Raw genomic sequence first — 22,459 nt, 5'->3', positions numbered from 1 at the left:
GATTGGTCGCCCTGCCCCTGCGCGCTAGGGGTGCCCGGCCTGGAGGTCCGGCTTCGGACAGTCGCGATAGGCCGCCAGCGCGCCGCGACGGTCGACGCACAGCCAGACGCCCCACATCAGGAGCGCCGCGACATAGCCCGCGCCGGTCAGGAGGATCTGCGCGAGCCGGAAGACCAGGACCGCCGCGCCCGCCGCCGACCTCAAGACCAGCAGGGCCAGCCCCAGCAGGGGTGGTCCGAACAGGATCGCCAGTAAGCCGAGGGCGATGAACAGGATGGCTGGGGTCATGGCGGTCTCCGATCCCCATCGTTCTGACCCGTCGGAACGTCAGGATTGGTCGCACATTCCCGAGCAATCAGCCGCGGAAGCGCGCCAGTTCGTCCGCCATCATCACCTTCAGCGTTTCCGGGCCGAGGATCTCGATCTCGCCGCGCCAGGTGAACAGGTGCCAGCACAGTTCCAGCAGGCCGCCGGCGCGGAGGCGCACGATCAGGCCGCCGTCCGCCTCCGGCTCCAGCGTCTGGCTGGGGTGGAAGCGGTAGCTGGCGGCCCGTTCGGCGGCGGCCGGCGCGACGCGCAGGACGATGTCCTCGACCGGTTCCTGGAACACGCCGAACGAGCGGTCGGCGAAGGCGGTGAGGTCGAAACCCTCCGGCACATCGCTGACGTCATCGAGCACTTCGACAGCCTCCATCCGGTCCAGCCGCCAGAGCACCGGCTGCGGCGTTCCAATGCGGCGGGCCACGAGATAGTAGACCGAGCCGAACAGCAGGCCGCAGGGATCGACCGTGCGCGTCGCGGGCGCGCCGCCGCCGGACGGGCGGTAGGAGAACCGCACCTGCTTCATCGCCAGAAGCGCCGCCCGCAGGGTTCGCAGGATCGCCGGATCACAGGCCGGCCGCGGCCCGGGGCTCAGCGCGATGCGCTCGGCCAGCGCCAGAGCCTCGACATCGGCGGCGTAGCGCACGCGCAGCCCCGGCTTGATCCGCGCCTCGACCTTGCCGGCCAGACTGCGCAGGCTGTCGGCCCGGGCGGTCAGGCCGTCGTTCTGCGCGCCCTCCGCCGCCAGCGCCAGATCGGCCAGTTCCTCGACCGTCGGGACCTCGAAGAAGGCGTCCAGCCCGCCGCGGATCAGGAACCGCTTGGTCCGCCCGTCGCGGACCTCTTCCATCTGCGGAAACAGGTCGCGGACAGCGTCACGCATCCGCTCGGCCGTGCGCCGGTCGACCTCGAACTCCGCGGCGATCTCGTCGATCGACAACCCCTCGGCGGAGCTCGCGAGGCGGCGGGAGAGGCGCAGGATGGCGGCGGCTTTGTCGAGGCGCATTCAGCGGTCCGGAAAACCTCAGGATGTGAACGACTTTCGCGCTCCCGGACGATGAAGTGCAAGCCGCCAGGCGGCTGCCGCGACCGCCCTACGTCCGTATTTGACGTTTCAAGCCGCCGGTCAGCCTTCGTAGCGGCGGTTCAGCTTGCGCATGCCGCCGATCCAGCGGCCGTAGTCGGCGGTCTTGTTGCGCATGTAGTCCAGCACCTGGGGGTGCGGCAGGATGAGGAACTCTTCCTTCGCGATCGACTGGACGACCATCTCGGCCAGCGGCTCTGGCTCCATCATGCCGTCGACGCTGGCCACGCCGTCGGGGTTTCCGGCGGTCATCGCCGTGCGCACGGCCTGCGGGCAGAGGACCGAGACCTTGATGCCCTGGTCGCCGTGGGTGATGGCCAGCCATTCGGCGAGGCCGACGGCGGCGTGCTTGGTCACCGCATAGGGGGCCGAGCCGATCTGGGTCAGCAGACCGGCGGCGGAGGCGGTGTTGAGCAGGTAGCCGCCGCCACGCGCGGCCATCAGCGGCACCAGATGCCGGGCGGCCCAGACATGGGCCATGACGTTGATGTCCCAGATGCGCTGCCAGTCCTCATTCGGCGCCTCGGCCCCGCCGCCGACGCCGATACCGGCGTTGGAGCAGAACAGGTCGATCGGGCCGTGGTCACGCTCGACCGTCTCGATCAGGCCCTGGATCTCGGCCTCGCGGCTGACGTCGACCTTGAAGGCGACGCCGCCGATGCTCTCGGCCGTCGCCTTCGCGCCCGGCTCGTCACGGTCGACGCAGACGACCAGCTTCGGTCCTTCGGCGGCAAAGCGCTGGGCCATGGCCCGGCCGATGCCGCTGGCGGCGCCGGTGATGACGATGATGCGGTCCTTGAGGTCCATGGCGCAGGCGCTCCCCGTTCGGGTTTGATCTGTTGAAGGGCGTCGAGGGCCTTTAGCGACCGCGGAACACCGGCGGGCGCTTCTCGACGAAGGCCAGGGACGCAGCCTTGTGATCCTCGGTCTGCATGGTGCGGACCATGTGGATCGCCTCGGAGTCCATCGTCTCGGACAACGTGCCGTGTTCGGCGATGGCGAGGTTCTTCTTCATGTAGCCGATGGCCACGGTCGGCAGGTCCGCGAGGCGGCGGGCCAGGGCGGCGGCTTCAGCGGCGAGCTCGGCGGCAGGCACGGCGCGGTTGACCACGCCCAGGCGGGCCGCTTCGGCGCCGCTGATCACGTCGGCGGTGAAGTAGAGCTCCCGCGCCTTGGCCGGACCGACCAGCTTGGACAGAAAGTAGCTGCCGCCGTAGTCGCCCGAGGCGCCGATCTTGGAGAAGGCCGTCGTCATCTTGGCGTCTTCGGAAGCGATGCGGAAATCACAGGCCAGGGCGATCGACAGGCCGGCGCCCGCCGCCGCGCCGGGGATGACCGCCAGCGTCGGCTTGGGCATCTCGTGCAGCCAGCGGCTGAAGTCCATGCCGTTGCGCAGGCTGTGGACCCGCTGGTCGAAGGTCGGCCCCTCGCCCGCCGGACCCTTGTCGGCGACGAAGCCCTTCACATCGCCGCCGGCGCAGAAGGCGCCGCCCGCGCCGGTGATGACGACGACGCGGACCTTCGGGTCCATCGCCAGCCGGGGCGCCGCGGCGGACAGGGCGGCCAGCAGCTCGCCGGTCAGGGCGTTGCGCGCCTGCGGACGGTTCATCGTCAGGGTGGCGATGCCGTCTTCGAAGGTCTCGATCAGCTGGTCGGTCATGGCGTCGTCGTCCTTGTTCGGAGGCGCGGGCGTCTGGGTCGGTCGCCAGCCTAGATCAGGGGCCGGAGGCGGGCCAACGCGAGATTTGCATTGACCCAACGGCGCCCCCCTTCCAGGGTGACAGTCAAACAACTGTTTGACGCAGAGTCGGGCGCACCGCAATCGCGGTTTTCCCCGACCGATCCGGGGAGACCGCCATGAACAAGATCGTCGATATCCGTCCCGCCGACGCCGAGGCCGAGCTCAACAACCTGGCCATGTCGGAGTCGGCCAAGCCGCTGATGGAGGCGGTCAAGCGCCACATCGCCGAGAACGTCGAGCCGATCACCGAGGAGTTCTTCCGGCTGGGTGAGACCCGCACCGACCGCTGGAGCTGGGCGCCCGGCCAGCTGGAACTGCTGCAGACCGCCAAGGACAAGGCCAAGGCCTCGGGCCTGTGGAACTTCTTCCTGCCCGAGAGCGAGATCGGCCGGGGCCTGACCAATCTCGACTACGCCTATATCGCCGTGGAGCTGGGCAAGAGCCCGCTGGCGTCCGAGAGCCTCAACTGTTCAGCGCCCGACACCGGCAACATGGAAGTGCTGGAGCGGGTCGGCACGCCGGAGCAGAAGGAGCGCTGGCTCAAGCCGCTGCTGAACGGCGATATCCGCTCCTGCTACGCCATGACCGAGCCCGGCGTCGCCTCGTCGGACGCCAAGAACATCGCCACCCGCGCCGAACTGGTCGGCGACGAATGGCTGATCAACGGTGAGAAATACTACATCTCCGGCGCCGGCGATCCGCGCTGCAAGATCATGATCTGCATGGTCAAAACCAGCCCCGACGCCGCGTCGCAGTACCAGCAGTCACAGATCCTGATCCCGATGGACACGCCCGGCGTGGAGATCATCGGCCCGATGCACGTGTTCGGCCACGATCACGCCCCGCGTGGCCACATGCACCTGAAGCTGAACAACGTCCGGGTGCCGAAGGAGAACATCCTGCTCGGCGAAGGCCGCGGCTTCGAGATCAGCCAGGTGCGCCTCGGCCCGGGCCGCATCCACCACTGCATGCGCTCGATCGGCAAGGCCGAGCGGGCGCTGGACCTGATGGTCAAGCGGGCGACCACCCGCGTCGCGTTCGGCAAGCCGCTGATCCAGCTGGGCAAGAACCTGGAACTGGTCAGCCGCGCGCGGATCGAGATCGAGGCCATGCGCCTGATGGTGCTGAAGGCCGCCAAGGCCATGGACGTGCTCGGCAACCGCGAAGCGCGCATCTGGGTCAGCATGGTCAAGGCCATGGTGCCGGAGAAGGTCTGCGAGATCATCGACCAGGCGATCCAGATCCACGGCGCCACCGGCCTGTCGGAATGGACCCCGCTGGCCGAGCTCTACACCGACGTCCGCCACCTGCGCTTCGCCGACGGCCCGGACGAGGTGCACCACATGGTCGTCGGCCGGGCGGAACTGACCCGGCACTGAGACCTGGCCTCCGCCCTTCCCCGTCGGGAAGGGCGGGATGGTCAGTCGCGCGGGGCCATGCCGCCGACCGGGAACACCGGCTCCTCCAGCCCCTGCAGCGCGGGGCTGGCGTCGGCCTGGTCGAAGCCGGTCATGATGCGGGCGAAGCGGTCCTGAACCGCTGCGCGCATGCCCGGATGGGTGAAGATGTAGCGCTCGTCGTTACGGATCGCTTCGAGCACCCGGCCGCCGACGCGAGCCGGGTCGATGCCGCCCTGGACGAACTCGGACGCGACCAGGTTTTCCGGGGCGTCCGGACCGCCGAAGCGGTCAGGCCGGTTGCGGCGCGACTGGTCGATCCTGGTCTTCACGAAGCCAGGGCAGAGGACGCCCACGCCGATGTTCTCCGGCGCCAGCTGCGCGCCCCAGCCTTCCGACAGGGCGACCACGGCGTACTTGCTGGCGCAGTAGGGCTCCATGCCCGGCGGCGAAATCAGACCGGCCATCGAGGCGGTGTTGACGACGTAGCCGCCCTCGCCGTGGGCGCGCAGGTGCGGCAGGAAGGTCTCCATGCCGTAGACCACGCCCATCAGGTTCACTTCCATCACCCAGTCCCAGTCGGCCGCCGCGACCTCGCCGACAGGGCCGCCGGCGCCGACGCCGGCGTTGTTGCAGACCACGTGGACCTTGCCGAAGGTCTCGAGCGTCTTCTCCGCAGCGGCCTGCAGCGCCGCGCGGTGGGCGACATCGCAGAGCACGCCGGCGGCGCGGATCTGGCGCTCTTCAAGGCCACGGACCGCCTCGGCCAGCGCCGCTTCCTCGATGTCGGCCAGCATGACCGACATGCCCGCCGCTCCAAAGGCCTGCGCCATGGCCAGGCCAATGCCGCTGGCCCCGCCGGTGATGAAGGCTGTCTTGCCGGTGACGTCGCGCATGAGCTTTCCCTTCAGGGGTTCTATCGACGTCGGCCGCTTTGGCCGCCGCGAATCCCTACCCGGGTGATTTACCACCGACAGGGGGCGGGGCGCCCATCCGCCGGATGAAATCCAGGTCGATCCTGCGCTTGAGGAGAAGCGACACGCCGCCCAGCCACCACCAGCGACCGCGCTGCGCCAGCCCGGTCCCGTCGCCCAGATCCATGATCGACAGCCAGCGCGCCTGGGGCCGGAACCGCTTCAAACGACGCTGGCGCGCCATGGCCGCGAGATTGTGAACCAGCACCGGCGTCGCCCTGACGCCGAACACCCCGACGCAAGGGCGCGGGGCGGAGGCGATGACCGCACAGTCGCCCGTCGCGAAGACGCGGTCATCGCCGGTAGTCTGCAGGGTGTCCCGGGTCAGCAGGCGACCGCTCCGATCGGTCGCAAGACCCAGCCGCCCGACCAGTTCGGCCGCGATCAGGCCCGTGGCGAGAACCAGCATGCCACAGGCCAGCGCCTGGCCCGAGGCCAGTCGACAGACATCCGGTCCGCGTCCCGCGACAGCGCCGTCCACAAACACGATGCCACGCCGCTCGAGGGTCCGGCGCAAGGCGCGGTCCGCGGCCGACGCCTTGCATGCGCCGAACGCGGGCCCGACCAGCGTGATGTGCGGCGTCACGCGGCGGCGCTCGCAAAGACCCGCGAGCGCGGCGGCGGCTTCCAGTCCGGCCTGACCGGCGCCCGCGATGACGACGCCCGGGCAGACGCCGGTCCGGGCGATCTCCGCTTCGAGACGCGCCCGCAGGTCCAGCAGGCGCGACAGCGGCTTCACCGGCCAGACGGCGGGCTGGGCCGCGAGGTCCGACGGATCGGCGGTCCGGCTTCCGATGTTCAGCGACAGGACGTCATAGGCCAGGGTCGCGCCGTCCAGCAGGGTCACCCGCCCGCGGTCGCGATCGATGGCGGTCACCTCGGTCGGATGGAACGCGACGCCGAAGGCCTCGGCCAGGCCGGCCACGTCGATCTCGCCCGCCGCCGGTTCAAGCGCGCCGGACAGCACGCCCGTGGCCAGCCCCGAGTAGCGAAACAGCGGCGGACTGATCAGGCAAAGCTCGACGCCCTCGCCACGCAGCCGGGCGGCCTCGCGCACGACGCCCAGATGCGCATGTCCGGCGCCGACCAGCAGCACCCGCACTATGGGACCGCCGGCGGCGCCGAGAGGATCACATCACCCTGGTCGACGCTCACCTGTGGGGCGCGGGCGAGGGTCAGCCCCCGTCCATCGGCGCTGGCGCCGGTGCGGATGTCGAACCGGTAGTCGTGCCAGGGACAGCGGATGCAGCCGTCCTCGACCGGCGCGTCGTCCAGCGGTCCAAGCCAGTGCGGACAGGTCGCGGCGTGGGCGATCACCTGGCCCTCCAGGGCCAGCAAGCGGAACCGCTCCCCGCCGAACTCGACCAGGCGTGGAAGGGTCGTCAGCAAGGCCGACAAAGGCCCGAGGTTCAGCGGCTCGACAGACGCCGCGGAGGGGCGCCGGCGATTGGCCAGCGCCCGCTCGCGGTGGACCATCATCGCCTCGTCCTCATCCCACAGGCCGGTGTAGACCTCGACATAGCGCGCGCCGATCCTCGACAGGCGCTCCGGGCGGTCTTCGGCGACGTGGAAGGTGACCGCGACAGCCGTCCGGTCCGCCGACAGGGGCGTCAGGGTTGTCCAGATCTCGCTGCCGGCGCCAGGCCCTTCGAGCGTGGCGGAGCAGTAGCGACCAGCGTCCCGGTCGATCCGGACCTCGATCACCTGGGCCCGCGCGACGTCTCCGGGCTGGTTCACGACGGACGCGCGCCAGCCCCAGGGGCCGCTGTCGAGCAGGTCGATGCTGTGGAACTGGCCGTGATGCAGGGCCGGGAGGTGCTCCCAGTCGAGAACATTCTCCCAGACCCGCCCGATGCCGGCAGCGACCTCGCGGTCGTAGCGCCCGGCGAGGTTCAGGCGCGGGTCCACGGCGCGCGCAGTGTCGGCTCGTTCGCCCATTGGCCGAGCCCTACTTGCCCGCCGGCGCCCTGGCCTTGATCTCCGCCAGCAGGGCGCGGACGCGCTTGGCGTTGGCGCCGAGGTCGCTGAGGCCCACGCGGGACGTGGAGCGAACATCGACGACCGAAGCGCCGGCCGCACCGGGCCGGACCCGGATCGCGACGTCGTCCTTGAAGCCGAACCAGAAGGACTCGGCGATCGCCTCGACCGCGCCGCCGGCGGCGTCGACCTTTGTCACCTTCAGGCCTTGCGCCTTGGCCGCGTCGGCCGCCAGCTGCGTGGCGGCGGCGACGGGCATGGCGAGCGTCAGCGCCTCGATGTCCGGATTGGCGGCCTTGCCGACCTCTCCGACCGACTTGCCCTTCAGCATCGCGACCGGCTCGGTCATCGAGGTGACGGGGTTGCCGCCGCCGATCGCGGCGCGGGCGTCGATCACCGCCGGCGAAAACTGCGGCGGGTCCTGGATGTTGGTCGCGATGTCGTGGATCGGCGGGATGGTCTTGGCCTTGCCCATGACGCTGACCACGAAGCCGAGCGCCAGTGCCGGAACCAGCAAAGCGCCCAGCGCACGGCCCCAGCCGCGGCGCGGCTTGACCAGCACCGACAGGAGCAGGCCGATGAAAGCGATCCCGAACACGCCGAACAGCACCAGCGCGCCGAGCTTGAACACCAGCAGGCCGAAGCCGATCCGCCAGTCGAACAGGCCGAACTTGGTGCCAAGGGCCGCGGCCACGAAATAGACCGGCAGCAGCAGCGCCAGGATCAGCGCCACGCGCACCCAGCCGTCACGGAATTTCGACATCATTTCTTCCCCCCGGTGATCCGCCCTCACAGGGGCGGACGCCTCAGACTGTTGTCGGCCAGCATGCGCCCGAAGCGGGACGCTTCGCCAGCCTGTGAATCTATCGCCTATCCAAGCCGCTTCAGGACCGAAACCAGCCGTCGCGTGGCCGGTGAGAACAGTGCGCCGGTGTACCACTGACCCGCCAGCCGCTTGTTGATCTCGCCGCGCGTCGGATAGGGCGCGATCATGCCGGTCAGCTGGCTGAGCTTGAGGCCGGTAGTCATGGTCAGGACCCACAGCGGCAGGTGGTCGCCGGCATGGGCGCCCACCAGCGTGACCCCGAGGATCTTGCCGCGCGGGGTGGCGACCAGCTTGGCGAAGCCGCGGATGTCGCCCTCGGCCTGGGCGCGGTCGTTGTCGGCGAAGGGCTGGACCAGCACCCGGACGTCATCGCCGTGCGCCGCCCGCGCCTGGGCCTCGGTCAGACCGACCGCCGCCAGTTCCGGGCTGGAATAGGTGATCCGCGGCACGACCAGGGCGTCGGCGTTGATCGGCGCCGCGAACAGCGCCTTGCGCACGAACAGGCCCGCGTGGGCGCCGGCGAGGTGCGTGAACTGGCCTCGTCCGGCTGCGTCGCCGATGGCGAAGACCCGCGGATTGCTGGTGCGCAGGCTCTTGTCGGTCTTCACGCCCGTGCGGTCGAAGACCACGCCGGCCGCTTCGAGATTCAGACCGTCGAGGCTCGGCTTGCGGCCCACGGCGATGAGCAGGTGCGAGCCTGAAATTCGCCGTTCACCCTCCGGCCCGGCGACAACGACCACCGGCCCCGGCTCGACCCGTACGGCCTTGTGCCCCGGCAGCAGGGTGACGCCGTCGGCGGCCAGCTGGTCGGTGACCACTGTGGCGGCGGCGGGGTCCTCGCGGCCGAGAATCGCGTCGGCCTCGATGATCGTGACCTGCGCGCCCAGGCGCCGGAACGCCTGGCCGAGCTCGACGCCGATGGGCCCGCCCCCGAGGACGATGAGGTGCTCGGGACGGGCCTTGAGCTCGAAGATGCCTTCGTTGGTCAGGAAGGGGACGGCGTCGAGGCCGGGTATCGGCGGCACGGCGGCGCTGGATCCGGTCGCGATGACGACCTTGCGCGCCGTGACGCGGACACTGTCGCTCTCCACCACCCGCCGGTCCCGGAATCGCGCGGCCTCGCGCACCACACGGACGCCGAGGCCCTCGAAACGCTCCTGGCTGTCGATCGGCGCGATCTCGGCGATGACATGATGGACGCGGGCCATGACGGCGGCGAAGTCGACGCTGACCGTCGGGGCGCTGACGCCCAACGCGGTGCTGTGGCCGGCGGCATGGGCGGCGTTTGCGGCGGCGATCAGGGCCTTGGAGGGCACGCAGCCGTAGTTCAGGCAGTCGCCGCCCATCTCGCCCTTTTCAAACAGCACGACCTTGAGGCCGAGCTGCGCGGCGCCGGCGGCGACGGACAGACCGCCCGATCCCGCGCCGATGATCGCCAGATCGGCGCGGATGCGTTCCTGTTTCACGATCCGGTCCCCTTCCGCGCGCGCAGGCGCTGGAACAGCGTCGTGCCGAGCGACAGCAGGCCCAGCGCGACCAGCGGGCCGATGACATAGGGCTCGAAGATGATCTTCAGGTTGGGCTCTCCGCCCCTGGCCAGCACCTGGCCGATGCCGGCGCCGACGCTGGAATAGATGAAGGTCGCCGGCATGATCCCGATCAGGGTCGCCAGGGCGTAGGCGCGCAGGGGCGCATTGGCCAGCGCCGAGGCGACATTGACCAGCCAGAACGGCGCCAGCGGGATCAGCCGCAAGGTCAGGATGTAGCCGAACGCCCCGTCGCGGACGCCGTCCATCACCGCCTTGAGCCGCCCGCCGGACGCCTCGGCCCGCTCGCGCAGGGAGGCGCCCAGCGAGGTCCGCACGATGGCGAACACGAGGATCGCGCCGATGGTCGCGCCGACCACGGTCGCCGAGCCGCCCAGCCAGGTTCCGAACAGAAAGCCGCCGGCCAGGGTCAGGAACAGCGCGCCCGGGATGCTCACCGCCGTCGCAGCGGCATAGACAGCGACGAAGACGAGCAGGCTGAGGACGAGGTTGCCGGAGACGAATCCGCGCAGCAGGGCCTCGTTGGCCTTGAGCGACTCGAGGCTGAGATAGCGCCCCGCCCCGCTGGCGAACACCGCCACGACCGCTGCAACCAGCAGCAGCAGCGGTCCATATCGTTTGAGCATCAGCCTCGTCCCCCCGCTGGACGAAATCGCCCGGCGCCCTATCTGCCCTGAAAATTGGTCTCGCGTCTCTCAAGTCAAGCTCTTGGCGGCCCCGGGGGCGCCATGTCACGGTTCCAACGACACACTTCGGGCGGGACGACGAGCTTGGATCAGCGAACAGATGAGCGCCCGGACGGGGCGGCAGACACCCTGGCCGTGTCGCCGTTCGTCTCCCCGCTGGCGCCCCGCATGGATCCGCTGAAGTTCCGCGACCCCTTCGTCACTCTCGACGGGTCACGCCGGGCCGGCGTGGCGCTGACGTCGCTGGAGACCCTGTGGTTCAACACCGGCACCCTGTGCAACATCGCCTGCCTGACCTGCTACATCGACAGTTCGCCGCGCAACGATGCGCTGGTCTATCTGTCCGCCCGTGAGGTCGCCGACTATCTGGCCGAGATCGAGGCGTCGGGGCTGGCCACGCGGGAGATCGGGTTCACCGGCGGCGAGCCGTTCATGAACGCCCAGATCATTCCGATGCTCGAGGCGGCGCTCGCGTCAGGTCGCCAGACCCTGGTCCTGACCAACGCCATGCGGCCGATGCGGCGGTTCGAACGCCAGCTGGTCGACCTGCGCGGCCGCTATGGCGACGCCCTGACGATGCGGGTCAGTCTGGATCACTACAGCCAGCCGATCCACGAGGCCGAGCGGGGCGCCGACACCTGGACGCCGGCGATCGCCGGGCTGGTCTGGCTGGCGCAGAACGGCTTCTCGCTGGCCATCGCCGGCCGCCGGCTGGGGGATGAATCGGAAGAGGCCGCCCGCGCCGGCTACGCCGAGCTGCTCGCCGGCCTGGGGATCGCGCTGGACGTCGACGACCCGTCGCGGCTGATCCTGTTCCCGGAGATGGACGCCACGCGCGATGCGCCGGAGATCACCGAGGCCTGCTGGGGCATTCTGAGCGTCGCGCCGGAATCGATGATGTGCGCCACCAGCCGCATGGTGGTGAAGCGCAAGGGCGCCCCGCGGCCGGTGGTCGTGGCCTGCACGCTCACGCCCTACGACCCGCAATTCGAGCTCGGCGAGACCCTCGCGGAGGCGGCAGGGACCGTACAGCTGAACCATCCGCACTGCGCGCGGTTCTGCGTGCTGGGCGGGGCCAGCTGCAGCGGGCGATGAACGGCCGGCCGCGACTGTCCGTCATCATCCCGACGCTGAATGCGGCCGGAGATCTGCCGGCGATCCTCGGCGTGCTCGACCCGGCCGACGAGGTGATCGTCGTTGACGGCGGATCGACCGATGGCGGGCCGGCGCTGGCGCGTTCGCTCGGCGCCGGGGTTCTGGAGTCGCCGCCGGGACGCGGCGCCCAGCTGGCCAACGGCGCGGCCGCGGCGACAGCGGACTGGCTGCTGTTCCTGCATGCCGACAGCGTTCCGGCGGCCGGCTGGCGCGAGGCTGTCGATCACCACACGCGGTCGGCCAACGGAGCCGGCAAGGCCGCCTTCTTCCGCTTCAGACTGGACGATCCGTCACGACAGGCCCGCCGGCTGGAGCGGCTCGTCGCCGCGCGCGTGCGCCTGTTCAGCCTGCCCTACGGCGACCAGGGACTGCTCATCCATCGGGACCTCTACCGACAGGTCGGCGGCTATCGCCCCCTCCCCCTGATGGAGGACGTCGATCTGGTCTGGCGGCTTGGCCGGCGGCGGCTGATCGGGCTGGACGTCGACGCGGTCACCTCGGCGCGGCGCTGGCGCAAGGACGGCTGGCTCGGGCGCAGCGCGCGCAACCTGCTCTGTCTCACTCTCTTCCGGCTCGGGACGCCAGTTTCCCTGATCGCGCGGCTCTATGGACGCTGAGCGCCGCCATCTGGTGATCTTCGCACGGACCCCGGCGTTCGGCGTCGGCAAGCGTCGGCTCGCGGCCGGCGCGGGCGAGCTGGCGACGTTGCGCTTCCAGCGCTTCATGGTCGCCGACCTGCGACGAAGGCTGGGCCGGGACCGGCGCTGGCGCACCTGGCTGGCGGTGACACCGGATCGCGACGCCCTGGGGCGCGGCGACGCCCTGGCCCAGGGCGGCGGCGATCTGGGAGCCCGGCTGCGGCGGCTGCTGAAGACCCTGCCGCCGGGACCGGTGGTCATCATCGGATCGGACACGCCGGGCGTCACGCCGGCCGACATCGCGCGGGCCTTCCATACGCTCGGCGCGGCCGATGCCGTGTTCGGTCCCGCGCGCGACGGCGGCTACTGGCTGATCGGCCTGAAGCGGGCGCCGCGGCGCCGCGACCCGTTCGACGGCGTGCGCTGGTCGACGTCCCACGCCCTCGCCGACACCCTGGCCAATCTCGACGGACGACCGGTCGCCCGCCTGCGCACCCTGGAAGACATCGACGACGTCGACAGCCTCCAACGGGCCATGAAGGGCGGCCGCTGCATCCGCCGAGAATTCAGTTGATCCGCAGGCGGGTCGGCACCATCACCCTGCCGCATGACTGATCATCGCCCGCCGATCCGGGTCGCGGCCCTCTATCGCTTCGCGCCGTTCAGCGACTGCGCGGGCCTGCGCGCCGGCCTTGAGGCCCTCTGCGCCGATGCGGGAGTGAAGGGCACGCTGCTGCTGGCGCCGGAGGGCGTCAACGGGACCATCGCCGGGACCGTGGAGGGCGTCGACAGGGTCCTCGCCCACCTTCGCGCCCTGCCCGGTTGCGACGCGCTCTCGGTCAAGCTGTCGGGCGCGGAGACGATGCCGTTCTACCGGATGAAGGTGCGGATCAAGCGCGAGATCGTCACCATGGGCCAGCCGGACATCGATCCGTTGAAGGACGTCGGCTGCTACGTGGCCGCCGAGGACTGGAATGCGCTGATCAGCGATCCGGACACCCTCCTGATCGACACGCGGAACGCCTACGAGGTCCGCGTCGGCACCTTCACGGGGGCGGTAGACCCGGGCACGGCCAGCTTCCGTGAGTTCCCCGACTGGTTCCGCGCGAACCGCGAACGCCTCCTCGCCGGCCGGCCGGCCGCGAAGGTCGCCATGTTCTGCACCGGCGGCATCCGCTGCGAGAAGGCCACGGCGTTCCTCAAGTCCGAAGGCCTGGACGCGGTCTATCACCTCGACGGCGGTATTCTGAAATACCTCGAGACCGTACCCGAGCCGGCCAGCCTGTGGCGGGGCGAGTGCTTCGTCTTCGACCAGAGGGTCGCCGTCGGCCACGGGCTGACGCAGGGCGACCATGTCCTCTGCCACGGCTGCCGCATGCCGGTGAGCCCGGAGGACCGGACCTCGGCGCTCTATGTCGAAGGCGTCAGCTGTCCCGCCTGCCACGACCGGCGCGATGAAAGCCAGCGGGCCGGCTACCTTGAGCGTCAGCGTCAGGTCGCGTTGGCCGCCGCGCGGGGTCAGGGTCATATCGGCGTGACGCCGCCGCCGAAGGCCGCGCGGACGGCGCCGTCAGGTCCCGCCTGAATGACGCGCCGCCCGATGCGCCTGGCCCTGTTCCAGCCGGTCATTCCGCAGAATGTCGGCGCCTGTATCCGCCTGTCCGCCTGTTTCGGCGTCGAACTGCACGTGATCGAGCCGGTCGGCTTTCGCTTCGACGACAGCGCCCTGAAGCGCGCGGCGCTCGACTACGGCCCGCTCGGCCACATGACCCGTCATTCGGACTGGGACGCCTTCCAGCGCGACCGGCCGCCGGGCCGGCTGGTGCTGTTCACGACGAAGGGCGCGACGCCGCTCGACGCCTTTGCGTTCCAGCCGGACGATATCCTGCTGTTCGGCAGCGAGACCGCCGGCGCGCCGCAGGCGGTGCATGACGCAGCCGACGCGCGGGTCGTCATTCCACTGCAGCCGGACGCCCGGTCGCTGAACCTCTCGGTGAGCGCGGGCATCGGCCTGTTCGAGGGGCTGCGGCAGACCGGCGGCCTGTACAGCCCCGATGCAACCTCGCTGTAGGGACGGCCGGGTGCTGTAGCGGCTACCGACGGGCGGCGACCCAGCCGTCCACCCTGCCCTGCAGCAGATCCATCGGCAGCGCGCCCGCGCCGAGCAGGAGATCGTGGAAGGCGCGCAGATCGAACCGCGAGCCCAGCGCCGTCTCGGCCTGGCTTCGCATGGCGCGGATGCGCAGTTCGCCGATCTTGTAGCCGAGCGCCTGGCCAGGCCAGCCGATGTATCGATCGACCTCGCCGTAGATCGTCTCCTGCGTCATCGCCGTGTTTTCCGTCAGGCAGGCGGCGGCCTGGTCCCGGCTCCAGCCCATGGCGTGCAGGCCGGTGTCCATGACCAGACGGCAGGCGCGCCACATCTCCATCGACAGGCGGCCGAACTGCTCCTGCGGCGTGCGGTAGACGCCCATCTCCTCGCCGAGGCGTTCGGCATAGAGCGCCCAGCCCTCGACGTAGGCGGTGATGTCGTCGTTGCGGCGATATTCCGGGAGGCCGGTGTTTTCCTGCGCCAAGGCAATCTGCAGGTGATGACCTGGAACGCCTTCGTGGAGCAGCCAGGCCGGGAGGTTGTAGAGCGGCTCATGGGGTGCGGCGGTGGCGCTGTAGACGACGATCCCGGCCTGGCCGCTTTCGGGACTGCCCGCCAGATAGCCGTCCGACGTGCTCTCCAGCGCCGCCGGCTTGGCCCGGACGCCGTAGGTCAGGCGGGGCAGCAGGCCGATGTAACGCGGCAGCAGGTAGTCGATCCGCTTGGCGATCTCGCCGGCCTTCTCGGCATAGATTTCCGCCGTCGGCGCGTAGGAGGCAGGGTCGGCGCGCAGATGGTCTGAAAAGGCGCGCGGATCGCCGACGAAGCCGGCTTCATCCATCACCACCTGCATCGCTGCGCGGATGCGCGCCACCTCGGCCAGACCCAGCTCGTGGATCGCCGCGGGCGTCATGTCGGTGGTGGTCTCCTTGCGGACAACGAAGGCGTAGTAAGCCGCGCCGTCGGGCAGTGTGGTCGCGCCGAGCGCCGGCCGCGACGCGGGCAGGTATCGATCGCGGAGGAAGACGGCCAGGCGGCGCTGCGCCGGCTTCACCTGGGCCTCGATGATCCGCAGGCCCTCGGCGCGAAGCGCGGCCTGCGCGGTCTCGCTGACCGTCGCCGGCAGGGTGGCGAACGGCAGCATCAGCGGGCTCTGGTCGGCGGGCAGTTCAGCGGCCTTTTCCAGCACCTCGATCGCCCGCCGCGTCACCAGCGCCGGTTGGGTGAAGCCGGTGTCGACGCCGCGCTGGAGATTGACCGTCTCACGCTCGAAGTAGGCGGGAATCGCCGCAATCCTGGCCAGCCAGGCGCGGGCGTCCGCCTCGTCCCCCAGCCGCGTGACCTGCGCCGTGCCGTCGGGCGTGGTGTAGAAGCCCTCGCCGTTGCGGAAGGCCATGCGCTGTTCGTCGAGGGCGACCCCCTCGAGCGCGACGTCGATCTGGCGAGCCATGATGGCGCGGCTCAACACCTCGTCGTCGCCGGCGCCGCCCGCCGGGATCGCGGACAGTCTGGCCCGAAAGCCTTTCAGGGCGGCGGCCTGTGCGGCGATGGCCGCCGGCGAATTGTCCGGCCATCGGGTCAGCGCATCAGGGTCGCCCCGCGCGCCGGCGCGAATGGGGTCCTGAAGGTGGATGAAGGCGACATAGTCCCGGTCAAGATCACGCCACATCGCCGGCTTCGCTCCTGTCAGTCCGATCGCCAGGACGACGGCGAGAACCAGGGATGCCCCGGTATGAAGACGGATCATCGGAGACGACTCCCGGCGGCGGATGTCGCGAGCTTTGTCCGACCCTGCGACCGACGCAATACGTGACCTTACTCGCCCGCTGGCCTCGCCCGCAGCGCCCGGGTGATCTCGTCGTGGCGCGCGCGGGTGATGTTGTAGACCGCGAAGATCGCCATCGCGACGAGTGCGATGATCGCCGCGACCGGCCCCCAGATCAGCACCAGCCGGAACTGCACGTCGGCGGGAAGCTCCGCGCCGACGACACGGCCGACGTCCTCCGGAAAGCGGATCAGGTCCAGCGCGACGCCCGCGACCATGACGCCCAGGCCCGTGGCCGCCTTGCCGGCGAAGCCGAGGCCGGAGAAGTAGAGGCCCTCGCGCCGACGGCCGTAGAGGTGCTCGTGCTCGTCGGCCGCATCGCCCATCATCGAGGGATAGGCGACCGAGACCAGACCGACGCCGATCCCGGCGACGAAGGAGTTGATCTCCATCGGCAGCAGGGCCGCGTCGCCGAGGGGAACATCGACCCCCATCAGCATCAGCGTCTGCAGCACCACCCAGTTGCCGATGAGCATCACGAAGCCGATCAGGACGATGTTCTTCTTCTCCATCGCCTTCTGCAGCATGGGCGCGCCCATCACGCCGAGCAGGATGCCGAACAGGTAGGCGTAGCCGATGAACTGCAGCTGCTCGCTCTTCAGCCGCCAGACGAAGATGAAGGCGTGATTGTTGAGGCTGGCGTTCAGGCCGATGGCGATGAACACGACCACCGCCGAGATGAACAGCACGCGGAACGACCGGTTGGAGAAGATTTCCGCCACCTCGCCGGGCAGGCGCTTCCACATGGCGTGGGGGACCTGGTCGGGTTGCGGCAGCGCTGCGGCGTAGCGGCGCACGCCGAGGCAGCAGAGCGTCATGCAGACCATCAGCAGGGCGGCGACGAACCAGCCGAAGCCCGGATAGCCCTCCGGACGCTGGAGGGCGCCGTTGGCGAAGAACACCGAATAGCCGACCGCGTTGATCGCCACGCCGGCGCAGATCCCCGCCATCGCCCGGTAGACCACCACGCTGGTGCGGCCCGCGTAGTCGCTGGCCATCTCCGCCCCGAGCGCGATGTAGGGCACATTGAACAGCGAGATGAAGCTGCGGGCGGCGACCGACATGACCGCCAGCCAGCCGAACAGGGCCATCTGGCCGAGGCCCGGCGGCGGCGAGAACAGCAGCCCGACCGAGATGGCGATCAGCGGCGCCGCAACAATCATCAGCGGCAGCCGCCGGCCGAGGCGCGACTTGATGTTGTCCGACCAGGAGCCGACCACCGGGTCGACCACCGCGTCGAACGCGAGACTGACCGCCAGGGCTGCGCCGACCAGCGCCCCTGAAAGGCCGAGCACGGCGGAGTAGTAGAAGAAGATGAAGGCGATCGCCGCGTCGAAGCCGCCGCTCTGGGCCGCCTGGCCGAGGCTGTAGGACAGTTTCACCAGGGCCGAGGGCTTGTGCTCAAGCGGGGTCGCGGTCGGTCCGACCGGCTCTTCCATGATCGACAAGCGCTGCCCCCCAAGGCTGATTTTCTTTCGGGGAAGCCTAGCGGTCGGGCGGCGTAAGGCAATGACCTGACGCCCGATTCCGCCTTGCAGGCTTGGGAATTCTGGCTTCCCCTAGGTGATCCGGGCGTCTCGTCAGATCGCGGGCGTCAGGCGGTCTCGTCCTTGAACGTCAGGCCGGCGTTGGCGGCAAGGCGGTCGATCAGAGCCTGCCCCAGGGCCGCGCCCGGCACCCAGATGCCACCGGGGACTTCCGGCCGGTCCTGGACCAGGCAGATGGCGGTTTCGGCGATGATCTTGGAGGTCGAGCCGTAGCCCGGATCCTTGTCGCCATAGACCGAGCCGCGCACCTGCTTGCCGTCGGCGTCGACGCCGATGAACAGCAGGTCGTAGAAGCCGGCCTCGCGGTCTTCCTTGCTCGGCCCCTCGCCCGGCTTGGGCGCGCCCGCGCCGCCCATGCTGGTGAAGGACGTGTCCGCGCCGGGCAGGATCACGCTCATCTCGTCATAGACGAAGTCCGCGCCCCAGGGCTGACCCGCCAGGAAGTTGGAGCGGTGGACGTTCTTGGTGTTGATCGTCGCCATCATGAACGGCCCGACCTCCTGGCCGAGGTCCGGGTCGACATGCTTGTCCATGCCGGTCGGCTGGGCCGGGCCGGTGAAGCCGGGCGTCAGGGCGAACGGGTTGAACATCAGCATGCCGAGCGCCGGGTTCTTCTGGATCGCCGCCATGGTCGCCGCCCCGCTGGCCGCCGTTCCACCGGAGAGGCCGCCGCGCATCGACCGGACCCGGCCCTTCACGCGCGGAACCGCATGGCCCAGGTGTTTGACCGCCAGGAGCTGGGTGTAGAGGACGCCCAGTTCGAAGGGGATCGAATCGAAGCCGCAGGAGAAGACGATCCGCGCGCCCGAGGCCTTCGCGGCGGCCTCATGCGCCTCGATCATCTCGGCCATCCAGTTGGGCTCGCCGGACAGGTCGAGGTAGTCGGTCCCCGCTGCGGCGCAGTCGGCCACGAGGTCCGAGCCGTAGAGCTGGTAGGGTCCGACCGTGGTCAGGATGGCTTTCGCCCGGCCGACCATGGCCTTCCGCGAGGCCGCATCATTGGCGTCCGCGACGATCAGCGGGGTGTCCTTCGGGGCGCCGATCTCGTCGCGCACCTCGGCCAGCTTGGCGGCGCTGCGACCGGCCATGGCCCATTTCACAGACCCGCCGACGCCGTACTTCGCGGCGAGATACTCCGCGACCAGACGGCCGGTGAAGCCGGTGGCGCCATAGACGATGATGTCGAATTCAGCCGAGGGATTCATGACGGGCGCTCCGGTTTGTGGCGCGCAACCTCGCTGGACTTACAACGTAAGGCAATAGGGCGCAGACCCCCTCTTGCCTTCCCCGCCGTTCGCCTGCCATCCCTTGGAACAGGGAGAACGCCATGATCACATTCGCGCTCGATGAAGAGCAGGCCATGATCCGCGACAGCCTCAGGGCTTTCGCCGCGGAGGTGCTGGCGCCGGGGGCCCGGGCCATCGACGAGGCCGGGGAGACACCCGCCGATATCATCAGGCAGGGCTGGGACTTCGGGCTGATCGCGGCCTCGATCCCGGAAGCCTTCGGCGGCGGCGGCGGCGAGCGGTCCTGCATCACCAACGCCGTGGCGCTGGAAGCGCTCGGCGGGGGCTGCGCCAGCCAGGCCGTGGCCATCATGGCGCCGGGGCAGTTCGTCGGCGCGCTGATCGACTTCGGCACCGAGGAGCAGAAGGCCGAACACCTGCCCCGCTTCGCCGGCGCCGACCCGGTCGCGGCGGCCGTGGCCATCCAGGAGAGCCAGTTCGGCTTCGCCGCCGAAGCCCAGCGGACGACGGCCACCCGCAAGGGCAACGGCTGGGTGCTGGACGGCGAGAAGCGGCTGATCCCGCTGGGCGACCGGGCCGAGACCTTCCTGGTTCTCGCGCGCGAGGCCGACGGCGCTGTTCAGGCCTTCCTCGTGCCGCGTGACGCCGCTGGCCTGACCGTGGCGGCGGAAGCGGGCACCCAGGGCCTTAAGCCCGTTCCGAAAGCGAAGATCACGCTGAGCGCGGTCGAACTGCCCGGCTCGGCCCGCCTCGGCGGCGACGCCGGGATCAACGCCCAGCGGCTGGTGAACCAGGCCCGGATCGGCGCCGCCGCCGTGGCCGTGGGCCTGTGCCGCCAGGCCACCGACTTCGCCATCCCCTACGCCAAGGAGCGTGTCGCGTTCGGCGAGCCGATCGGCAAAAAGCAGTCGATCGCCTTCATGCTGGCCGACATGCACATCGAGTGCGAGTCGATGCGCTGGATGGTCTGGAAGGCCGCCAGCCTGCTGGAGCACAACGACCCGGGCGCGGCGAAGGCGTCGGTGCTGGCGCAGGACTATGTGCGCCGCAAGGCCGTGAAGATCGCCGATGACGCGCTGCAGATCTTCGGCGGCCACGGCTTCATCCGCGAGTTGCCGCTGGAAATGTGGCTGCGCAACGCCCGCACCCTGACCGTCCTCGACGGTCCGGTCTCGGTTTAGGGAGAACGACCATGGCTGATTTCCGTCTCTCCGACATCGACCAGCAGATCCTCGACAAGGTGGTCGAGGTCGGCAACTCGACCGTCCAGCACACCCGCTACTACGAAGATCACGAGCACGAGACCCCGCCCGCCCGGCTGGATGGCGAGGTCGGCTTCGAAGCGGTCTTCCCGCTGTTCGGTCAGCGCAAGCCGGACGACACCCCGCTCATGACCTTCATGATGGCGGTCAGCATGGTGCGCGGTTCCACGAACGGCGTCGTGCGGGGCCTGGGCCTCGGCATGCCCAACGGGCGCGCCGGCGGTCTCGGCAACGCGGCTTTGCAATCGGCGGGCACCGCCGAGCAGAAGGCCAAGTGGGGCAACCTGTTCCTGGCCATGTCGATCACCGAGCCGGGCGTGGGCTCGGACACCAAGGCCATCCAGTCCACGGCCCGCCTCGACGGCGACGAATGGGTGATCAACGGCGACAAGATCTTCGTCACCGACGGGGTGAAGTGCGACGGCGCCATCGTCTGGGCGACCATCGACAAGTCGGCCGGCCGGGCCGGGATCAAGTCGTTCCTGGTTCTGAAGGACGCGCCGGGCTTCCACCTGGTCCGCCAGGAGAAGAAGCTGGGCATCCGCGCCAGTGACACCGCCGCCTATGCCTTCGTCGATTGCCGCGTGCCGCGCGACGCCCTGCTGGGCGGCGACGAGACGGTCCCCAAGGACGGCGGCTCGGCCGGGTACAAGGGGGTGATGAAGACCTTCAACATGACCCGCCCGGCGGTCGCCTCCGGCGGCGTGTCCAAGGCGCTCGGCGCGTTCAACTTCGCCAGGGACGCCCTTGCGGCCGAGGGGGTCGAGGTCGACTGGAGCAAGAGCTTCAACCAGCGCAGCGCGGTCGAGCAAAAGCTGATCGAGATGGAGGCCGACACCGAGGCCGCCGCCCTGACTGTGCTGCACGCCGCCTGGCTCAGCGACACGCGCCTGCCGAACAACCTCGAAAGCTCGATCTGCAAGGCCAAGGGAGGCGAGGTCTGCCGGACCATCCCGCAGGCCGCGATGGACCTGCTGGGCGGCATGTCGGTCAGCCACGACCATCTGGTCGAGAAGTACCTTCGCGATGGCCGCATCAGCGACATCTACGAAGGCACCGGCCAGATCCAGCGGCTGATCATCGCCCGCGAGATCCTCGGCTACTCGTCCGAAGAGCTGACCTGACCGGGGTCAGTCCTTCGGAAGCAGCTTGTCCTGGGTCCGCAGGTCGAAGTCGCTGGCGTCATGGCGTTCGAGCAGTTGGCTGGCCGGGTCGCCCATCGCGCGATTGACCATGCGGCCGCGCTTGACGGCGGGGCGTTCAGCGATCTGGTCGGTCCAGCGCAGGACGTTCTTGTACTCCTGCACCTGCAGGAACTCGCCGGCCTCGTAGACGAGACCTTTGACCAGCGCGCCGTACCAGGGCCAGACCGCCATGTCGGCGATCGTGTAGTCGGCTCCGGCCAGGTACTCGCTCTCGGCCAGCCGGCGGTCGAGCACGTCGAGCTGGCGCTTCACCTCCATGGCGAAACGGTCGATCGGGTACTCCATCTTGGTCGGGGCGTAGGCGTAGAAGTGGCCGAAGCCGCCGCCCAGGTAGGGCGCGCTGCCCATCTGCCACATCAGCCACGACAGGGTTTCGGCCCGGGCGCCCGGCTCGGTCGGCAGGAACTCGCCGAACTTCTCGGCCAGATGGATCAGGATCGCGCCGGACTCGAAGACGCGGATCGGCTTGTCCGGATTGCTGCGGTCCAGCAGGGCCGGGATCTTCGAGTTGGGATTGATCGAGACGAAGCCGCTGCTGAACTGGGCGCCGGAGCTGATGTTGATCAGCCAGGCGTCGTACTCGGCGCCGCTGTGTCCCTTGGCCAGAAGCTCCTCGAGCATCACCGTGACCTTCACGCCGTTGGGCGTCGCCAGCGAGTGCAGCTGCATCGGATGTTTGCCGACCGGCAGGTCCTTGTCGTGCGTCGGACCGGCGATCGGCCGGTTGATGGCGGCGAAGCGGCCGCCGCTCTCCTTGTTCCAGGTCCAGACCTTGGGCGGGACGTAGTCGGTGGCGTCAGTCATCGGTCGGGCTCCCGGAATGTTGCGGGCCCGTCAGCGGCCCGTTCGTCTTTGCATGTGGGTGGCACACTCCCGATTGACGAGTCGAGTGCAGGATTTCTGGGGTCGCCCCCCGCTCACCGCCCCGCCTATGC

22 protein-coding genes are annotated in these 22,459 nt (G+C 69.8%); 8 read left to right on the top strand and 14 right to left on the bottom strand.

Going from position 1 to position 22,459, the window contains the following annotated elements; translation table 11 throughout:
• Positions 1–24: 24 nt before the first annotated feature.
• From AC3WJT_RS08660 to AC3WJT_RS08645, 4 genes are all read right to left on the bottom strand, one after another.
• Positions 25–288, bottom strand: coding sequence for a hypothetical protein (locus tag AC3WJT_RS08660; RefSeq protein WP_492342706.1), 264 nt, complete (start codon positions 286–288; stop codon positions 25–27).
• 67 nt (positions 289–355) lie between these two features.
• Positions 356–1,327 (bottom strand): helix-turn-helix transcriptional regulator, encoded by a 972-nt coding sequence (locus AC3WJT_RS08655; RefSeq protein WP_492342705.1) that lies wholly within the window; start codon positions 1,325–1,327, stop codon positions 356–358.
• A gap of 120 nt (positions 1,328–1,447) precedes the next feature.
• Entirely contained in the window at positions 1,448–2,212 is a 765-nt protein-coding gene (locus AC3WJT_RS08650; protein ID WP_492342704.1) for an SDR family oxidoreductase, read from the bottom strand.
• Positions 2,213–2,264: 52 nt separating this feature from the next.
• Complete coding sequence (locus AC3WJT_RS08645) at positions 2,265–3,065, bottom strand: enoyl-CoA hydratase-related protein (RefSeq protein WP_492342703.1); 801 nt, start codon at positions 3,063–3,065, stop codon at positions 2,265–2,267.
• A gap of 197 nt (positions 3,066–3,262) precedes the next feature.
• On the opposite strand from AC3WJT_RS08645, the gene AC3WJT_RS08640 reads away from it, so the two are divergent.
• Positions 3,263–4,525, top strand: coding sequence for an acyl-CoA dehydrogenase family protein (locus AC3WJT_RS08640; protein WP_492342702.1), 1,263 nt, complete (start codon positions 3,263–3,265; stop codon positions 4,523–4,525).
• 41 nt (positions 4,526–4,566) lie between these two features.
• On the opposite strand, the gene AC3WJT_RS08635 is transcribed toward AC3WJT_RS08640, so the two are convergent.
• The 6 genes from AC3WJT_RS08635 to AC3WJT_RS08610 form a co-directional block, all read right to left on the bottom strand.
• Entirely contained in the window at positions 4,567–5,439 is an 873-nt protein-coding gene (locus AC3WJT_RS08635) for an SDR family NAD(P)-dependent oxidoreductase (protein ID WP_492342701.1), read from the bottom strand.
• A 55-nt stretch (positions 5,440–5,494) separates the two neighbouring features.
• On the bottom strand, positions 5,495–6,619 hold the full coding sequence (locus AC3WJT_RS08630) for an NAD(P)/FAD-dependent oxidoreductase (RefSeq protein ID WP_492342700.1): 1,125 nt from the start codon (positions 6,617–6,619) through the stop codon (positions 5,495–5,497).
• Positions 6,619–7,455: a Rieske (2Fe-2S) protein gene (locus AC3WJT_RS08625; protein ID WP_492342699.1), complete on the bottom strand. Its 837-nt coding sequence runs from the start codon at positions 7,453–7,455 to the stop codon at positions 6,619–6,621. Before AC3WJT_RS08625 ends, AC3WJT_RS08630 begins: the two co-directional genes overlap by 1 nt.
• A 10-nt stretch (positions 7,456–7,465) precedes the next feature.
• On the bottom strand, positions 7,466–8,260 hold the full coding sequence (locus tag AC3WJT_RS08620; RefSeq protein ID WP_492342698.1) for a DUF1499 domain-containing protein: 795 nt from the start codon (positions 8,258–8,260) through the stop codon (positions 7,466–7,468).
• A 104-nt stretch (positions 8,261–8,364) separates the two neighbouring features.
• Complete coding sequence (locus AC3WJT_RS08615) at positions 8,365–9,786, bottom strand: dihydrolipoyl dehydrogenase family protein (RefSeq protein ID WP_492342697.1); 1,422 nt, start codon at positions 9,784–9,786, stop codon at positions 8,365–8,367.
• Positions 9,783–10,493, bottom strand: a complete 711-nt coding sequence (locus AC3WJT_RS08610; protein WP_492342696.1) for a TVP38/TMEM64 family protein — start codon at positions 10,491–10,493, stop codon at positions 9,783–9,785. Before AC3WJT_RS08610 ends, AC3WJT_RS08615 begins: the two co-directional genes overlap by 4 nt.
• Before the next feature lie 144 nt (positions 10,494–10,637).
• Here AC3WJT_RS08610 and AC3WJT_RS08605 point away from each other — a divergent pair, with 144 nt between their 5' ends.
• From AC3WJT_RS08605 to AC3WJT_RS08585, 5 genes are read left to right on the top strand one after another with little or no spacing between them, the layout of a single operon-like run.
• On the top strand, positions 10,638–11,648 hold the full coding sequence (locus AC3WJT_RS08605; RefSeq protein WP_492342695.1) for a radical SAM protein: 1,011 nt from the start codon (positions 10,638–10,640) through the stop codon (positions 11,646–11,648).
• Positions 11,645–12,325: a TIGR04283 family arsenosugar biosynthesis glycosyltransferase gene (locus AC3WJT_RS08600; protein ID WP_492342694.1), complete on the top strand. Its 681-nt coding sequence runs from the start codon at positions 11,645–11,647 to the stop codon at positions 12,323–12,325. Before AC3WJT_RS08605 ends, AC3WJT_RS08600 begins: the two co-directional genes overlap by 4 nt.
• Positions 12,315–12,920: a TIGR04282 family arsenosugar biosynthesis glycosyltransferase gene (locus AC3WJT_RS08595; protein WP_492342693.1), complete on the top strand. Its 606-nt coding sequence runs from the start codon at positions 12,315–12,317 to the stop codon at positions 12,918–12,920. Before AC3WJT_RS08600 ends, AC3WJT_RS08595 begins: the two co-directional genes overlap by 11 nt.
• A gap of 33 nt (positions 12,921–12,953) precedes the next feature.
• On the top strand, positions 12,954–13,931 hold the full coding sequence (gene trhO / locus AC3WJT_RS08590) for an oxygen-dependent tRNA uridine(34) hydroxylase TrhO (protein WP_492342692.1): 978 nt from the start codon (positions 12,954–12,956) through the stop codon (positions 13,929–13,931).
• Between the two features lie 15 nt (positions 13,932–13,946).
• Positions 13,947–14,417: a tRNA (cytidine(34)-2'-O)-methyltransferase gene (locus tag AC3WJT_RS08585; RefSeq protein WP_492343339.1), complete on the top strand. Its 471-nt coding sequence runs from the start codon at positions 13,947–13,949 to the stop codon at positions 14,415–14,417.
• A gap of 22 nt (positions 14,418–14,439) precedes the next feature.
• Here the strand turns inward: AC3WJT_RS08585 and AC3WJT_RS08580 are convergent, their stop codons facing one another.
• The 3 genes from AC3WJT_RS08580 to AC3WJT_RS08570 form a co-directional block, all read right to left on the bottom strand.
• Complete coding sequence (locus tag AC3WJT_RS08580; RefSeq protein ID WP_492342691.1) at positions 14,440–16,185, bottom strand: DUF885 domain-containing protein; 1,746 nt, start codon at positions 16,183–16,185, stop codon at positions 14,440–14,442.
• A 68-nt stretch (positions 16,186–16,253) separates the two neighbouring features.
• Positions 16,254–17,702, bottom strand: a complete 1,449-nt coding sequence (locus tag AC3WJT_RS08575) for an MFS transporter (RefSeq protein WP_492343338.1) — start codon at positions 17,700–17,702, stop codon at positions 16,254–16,256.
• Positions 17,703–17,857: 155 nt separating this feature from the next.
• Positions 17,858–19,015, bottom strand: coding sequence for a saccharopine dehydrogenase family protein (locus AC3WJT_RS08570; protein ID WP_492342690.1), 1,158 nt, complete (start codon positions 19,013–19,015; stop codon positions 17,858–17,860).
• 122 nt (positions 19,016–19,137) lie between these two features.
• Between AC3WJT_RS08570 and AC3WJT_RS08565 the strand changes: the two genes are divergently transcribed.
• Entirely contained in the window at positions 19,138–20,238 is a 1,101-nt protein-coding gene (locus AC3WJT_RS08565; RefSeq protein ID WP_492342689.1) for an acyl-CoA dehydrogenase family protein, read from the top strand.
• 11 nt (positions 20,239–20,249) lie between these two features.
• Entirely contained in the window at positions 20,250–21,443 is a 1,194-nt protein-coding gene (locus AC3WJT_RS08560) for an acyl-CoA dehydrogenase family protein (protein ID WP_492342688.1), read from the top strand.
• A gap of 6 nt (positions 21,444–21,449) precedes the next feature.
• Here AC3WJT_RS08560 and yghU read toward each other — a convergent pair whose 3' ends face one another.
• Entirely contained in the window at positions 21,450–22,328 is an 879-nt protein-coding gene (yghU, locus tag AC3WJT_RS08555; RefSeq protein WP_492342687.1) for a glutathione-dependent disulfide-bond oxidoreductase, read from the bottom strand.
• Between the last annotated feature and the right edge of the window lie 131 nt (positions 22,329–22,459).

It is taken from the genome of Caulobacter sp. FW305-C-30-S16, assembly GCF_058783025.1.
Note: the sequence above shows the minus strand (reverse complement) of the source record. Positions and strands in the feature narration are given on the sequence as shown.

Excerpts from the sequence above, each read along its gene's own strand:
- AC3WJT_RS08635 (WP_492342701.1), bottom strand. The coding sequence starts at position 5,439 with ATGCGCGACGTCACCGGCAAGACAGCCTTCATCACCGGCGGGGCCAGC.
- AC3WJT_RS08595 (WP_492342693.1), top strand. The coding sequence starts at position 12,315 with ATGGACGCTGAGCGCCGCCATCTGGTGATCTTCGCACGGACCCCGGCG.
- AC3WJT_RS08620 (WP_492342698.1), bottom strand. The coding sequence starts at position 8,260 with ATGATGTCGAAATTCCGTGACGGCTGGGTGCGCGTGGCGCTGATCCTG.
- AC3WJT_RS08600 (WP_492342694.1), top strand. The coding sequence starts at position 11,645 with ATGAACGGCCGGCCGCGACTGTCCGTCATCATCCCGACGCTGAATGCG.
- AC3WJT_RS08560 (WP_492342688.1), top strand. The coding sequence starts at position 20,250 with ATGGCTGATTTCCGTCTCTCCGACATCGACCAGCAGATCCTCGACAAG.
- AC3WJT_RS08570 (WP_492342690.1), bottom strand. The coding sequence starts at position 19,015 with ATGAATCCCTCGGCTGAATTCGACATCATCGTCTATGGCGCCACCGGC.
- AC3WJT_RS08585 (WP_492343339.1), top strand. The coding sequence starts at position 13,947 with ATGCGCCTGGCCCTGTTCCAGCCGGTCATTCCGCAGAATGTCGGCGCC.
- AC3WJT_RS08650 (WP_492342704.1), bottom strand. The coding sequence starts at position 2,212 with ATGGACCTCAAGGACCGCATCATCGTCATCACCGGCGCCGCCAGCGGC.
- trhO (WP_492342692.1), top strand. The coding sequence starts at position 12,954 with ATGACTGATCATCGCCCGCCGATCCGGGTCGCGGCCCTCTATCGCTTC.
- AC3WJT_RS08645 (WP_492342703.1), bottom strand. The coding sequence starts at position 3,065 with ATGACCGACCAGCTGATCGAGACCTTCGAAGACGGCATCGCCACCCTG.
- AC3WJT_RS08565 (WP_492342689.1), top strand. The coding sequence starts at position 19,138 with ATGATCACATTCGCGCTCGATGAAGAGCAGGCCATGATCCGCGACAGC.
- AC3WJT_RS08575 (WP_492343338.1), bottom strand. The coding sequence starts at position 17,702 with ATGGAAGAGCCGGTCGGACCGACCGCGACCCCGCTTGAGCACAAGCCC.
- AC3WJT_RS08655 (WP_492342705.1), bottom strand. The coding sequence starts at position 1,327 with ATGCGCCTCGACAAAGCCGCCGCCATCCTGCGCCTCTCCCGCCGCCTC.
- AC3WJT_RS08580 (WP_492342691.1), bottom strand. The coding sequence starts at position 16,185 with ATGATCCGTCTTCATACCGGGGCATCCCTGGTTCTCGCCGTCGTCCTG.
- AC3WJT_RS08660 (WP_492342706.1), bottom strand. The coding sequence starts at position 288 with ATGACCCCAGCCATCCTGTTCATCGCCCTCGGCTTACTGGCGATCCTG.
- AC3WJT_RS08625 (WP_492342699.1), bottom strand. The coding sequence starts at position 7,455 with ATGGGCGAACGAGCCGACACTGCGCGCGCCGTGGACCCGCGCCTGAAC.
- AC3WJT_RS08610 (WP_492342696.1), bottom strand. The coding sequence starts at position 10,493 with ATGCTCAAACGATATGGACCGCTGCTGCTGCTGGTTGCAGCGGTCGTG.
- yghU (WP_492342687.1), bottom strand. The coding sequence starts at position 22,328 with ATGACTGACGCCACCGACTACGTCCCGCCCAAGGTCTGGACCTGGAAC.
- AC3WJT_RS08640 (WP_492342702.1), top strand. The coding sequence starts at position 3,263 with ATGAACAAGATCGTCGATATCCGTCCCGCCGACGCCGAGGCCGAGCTC.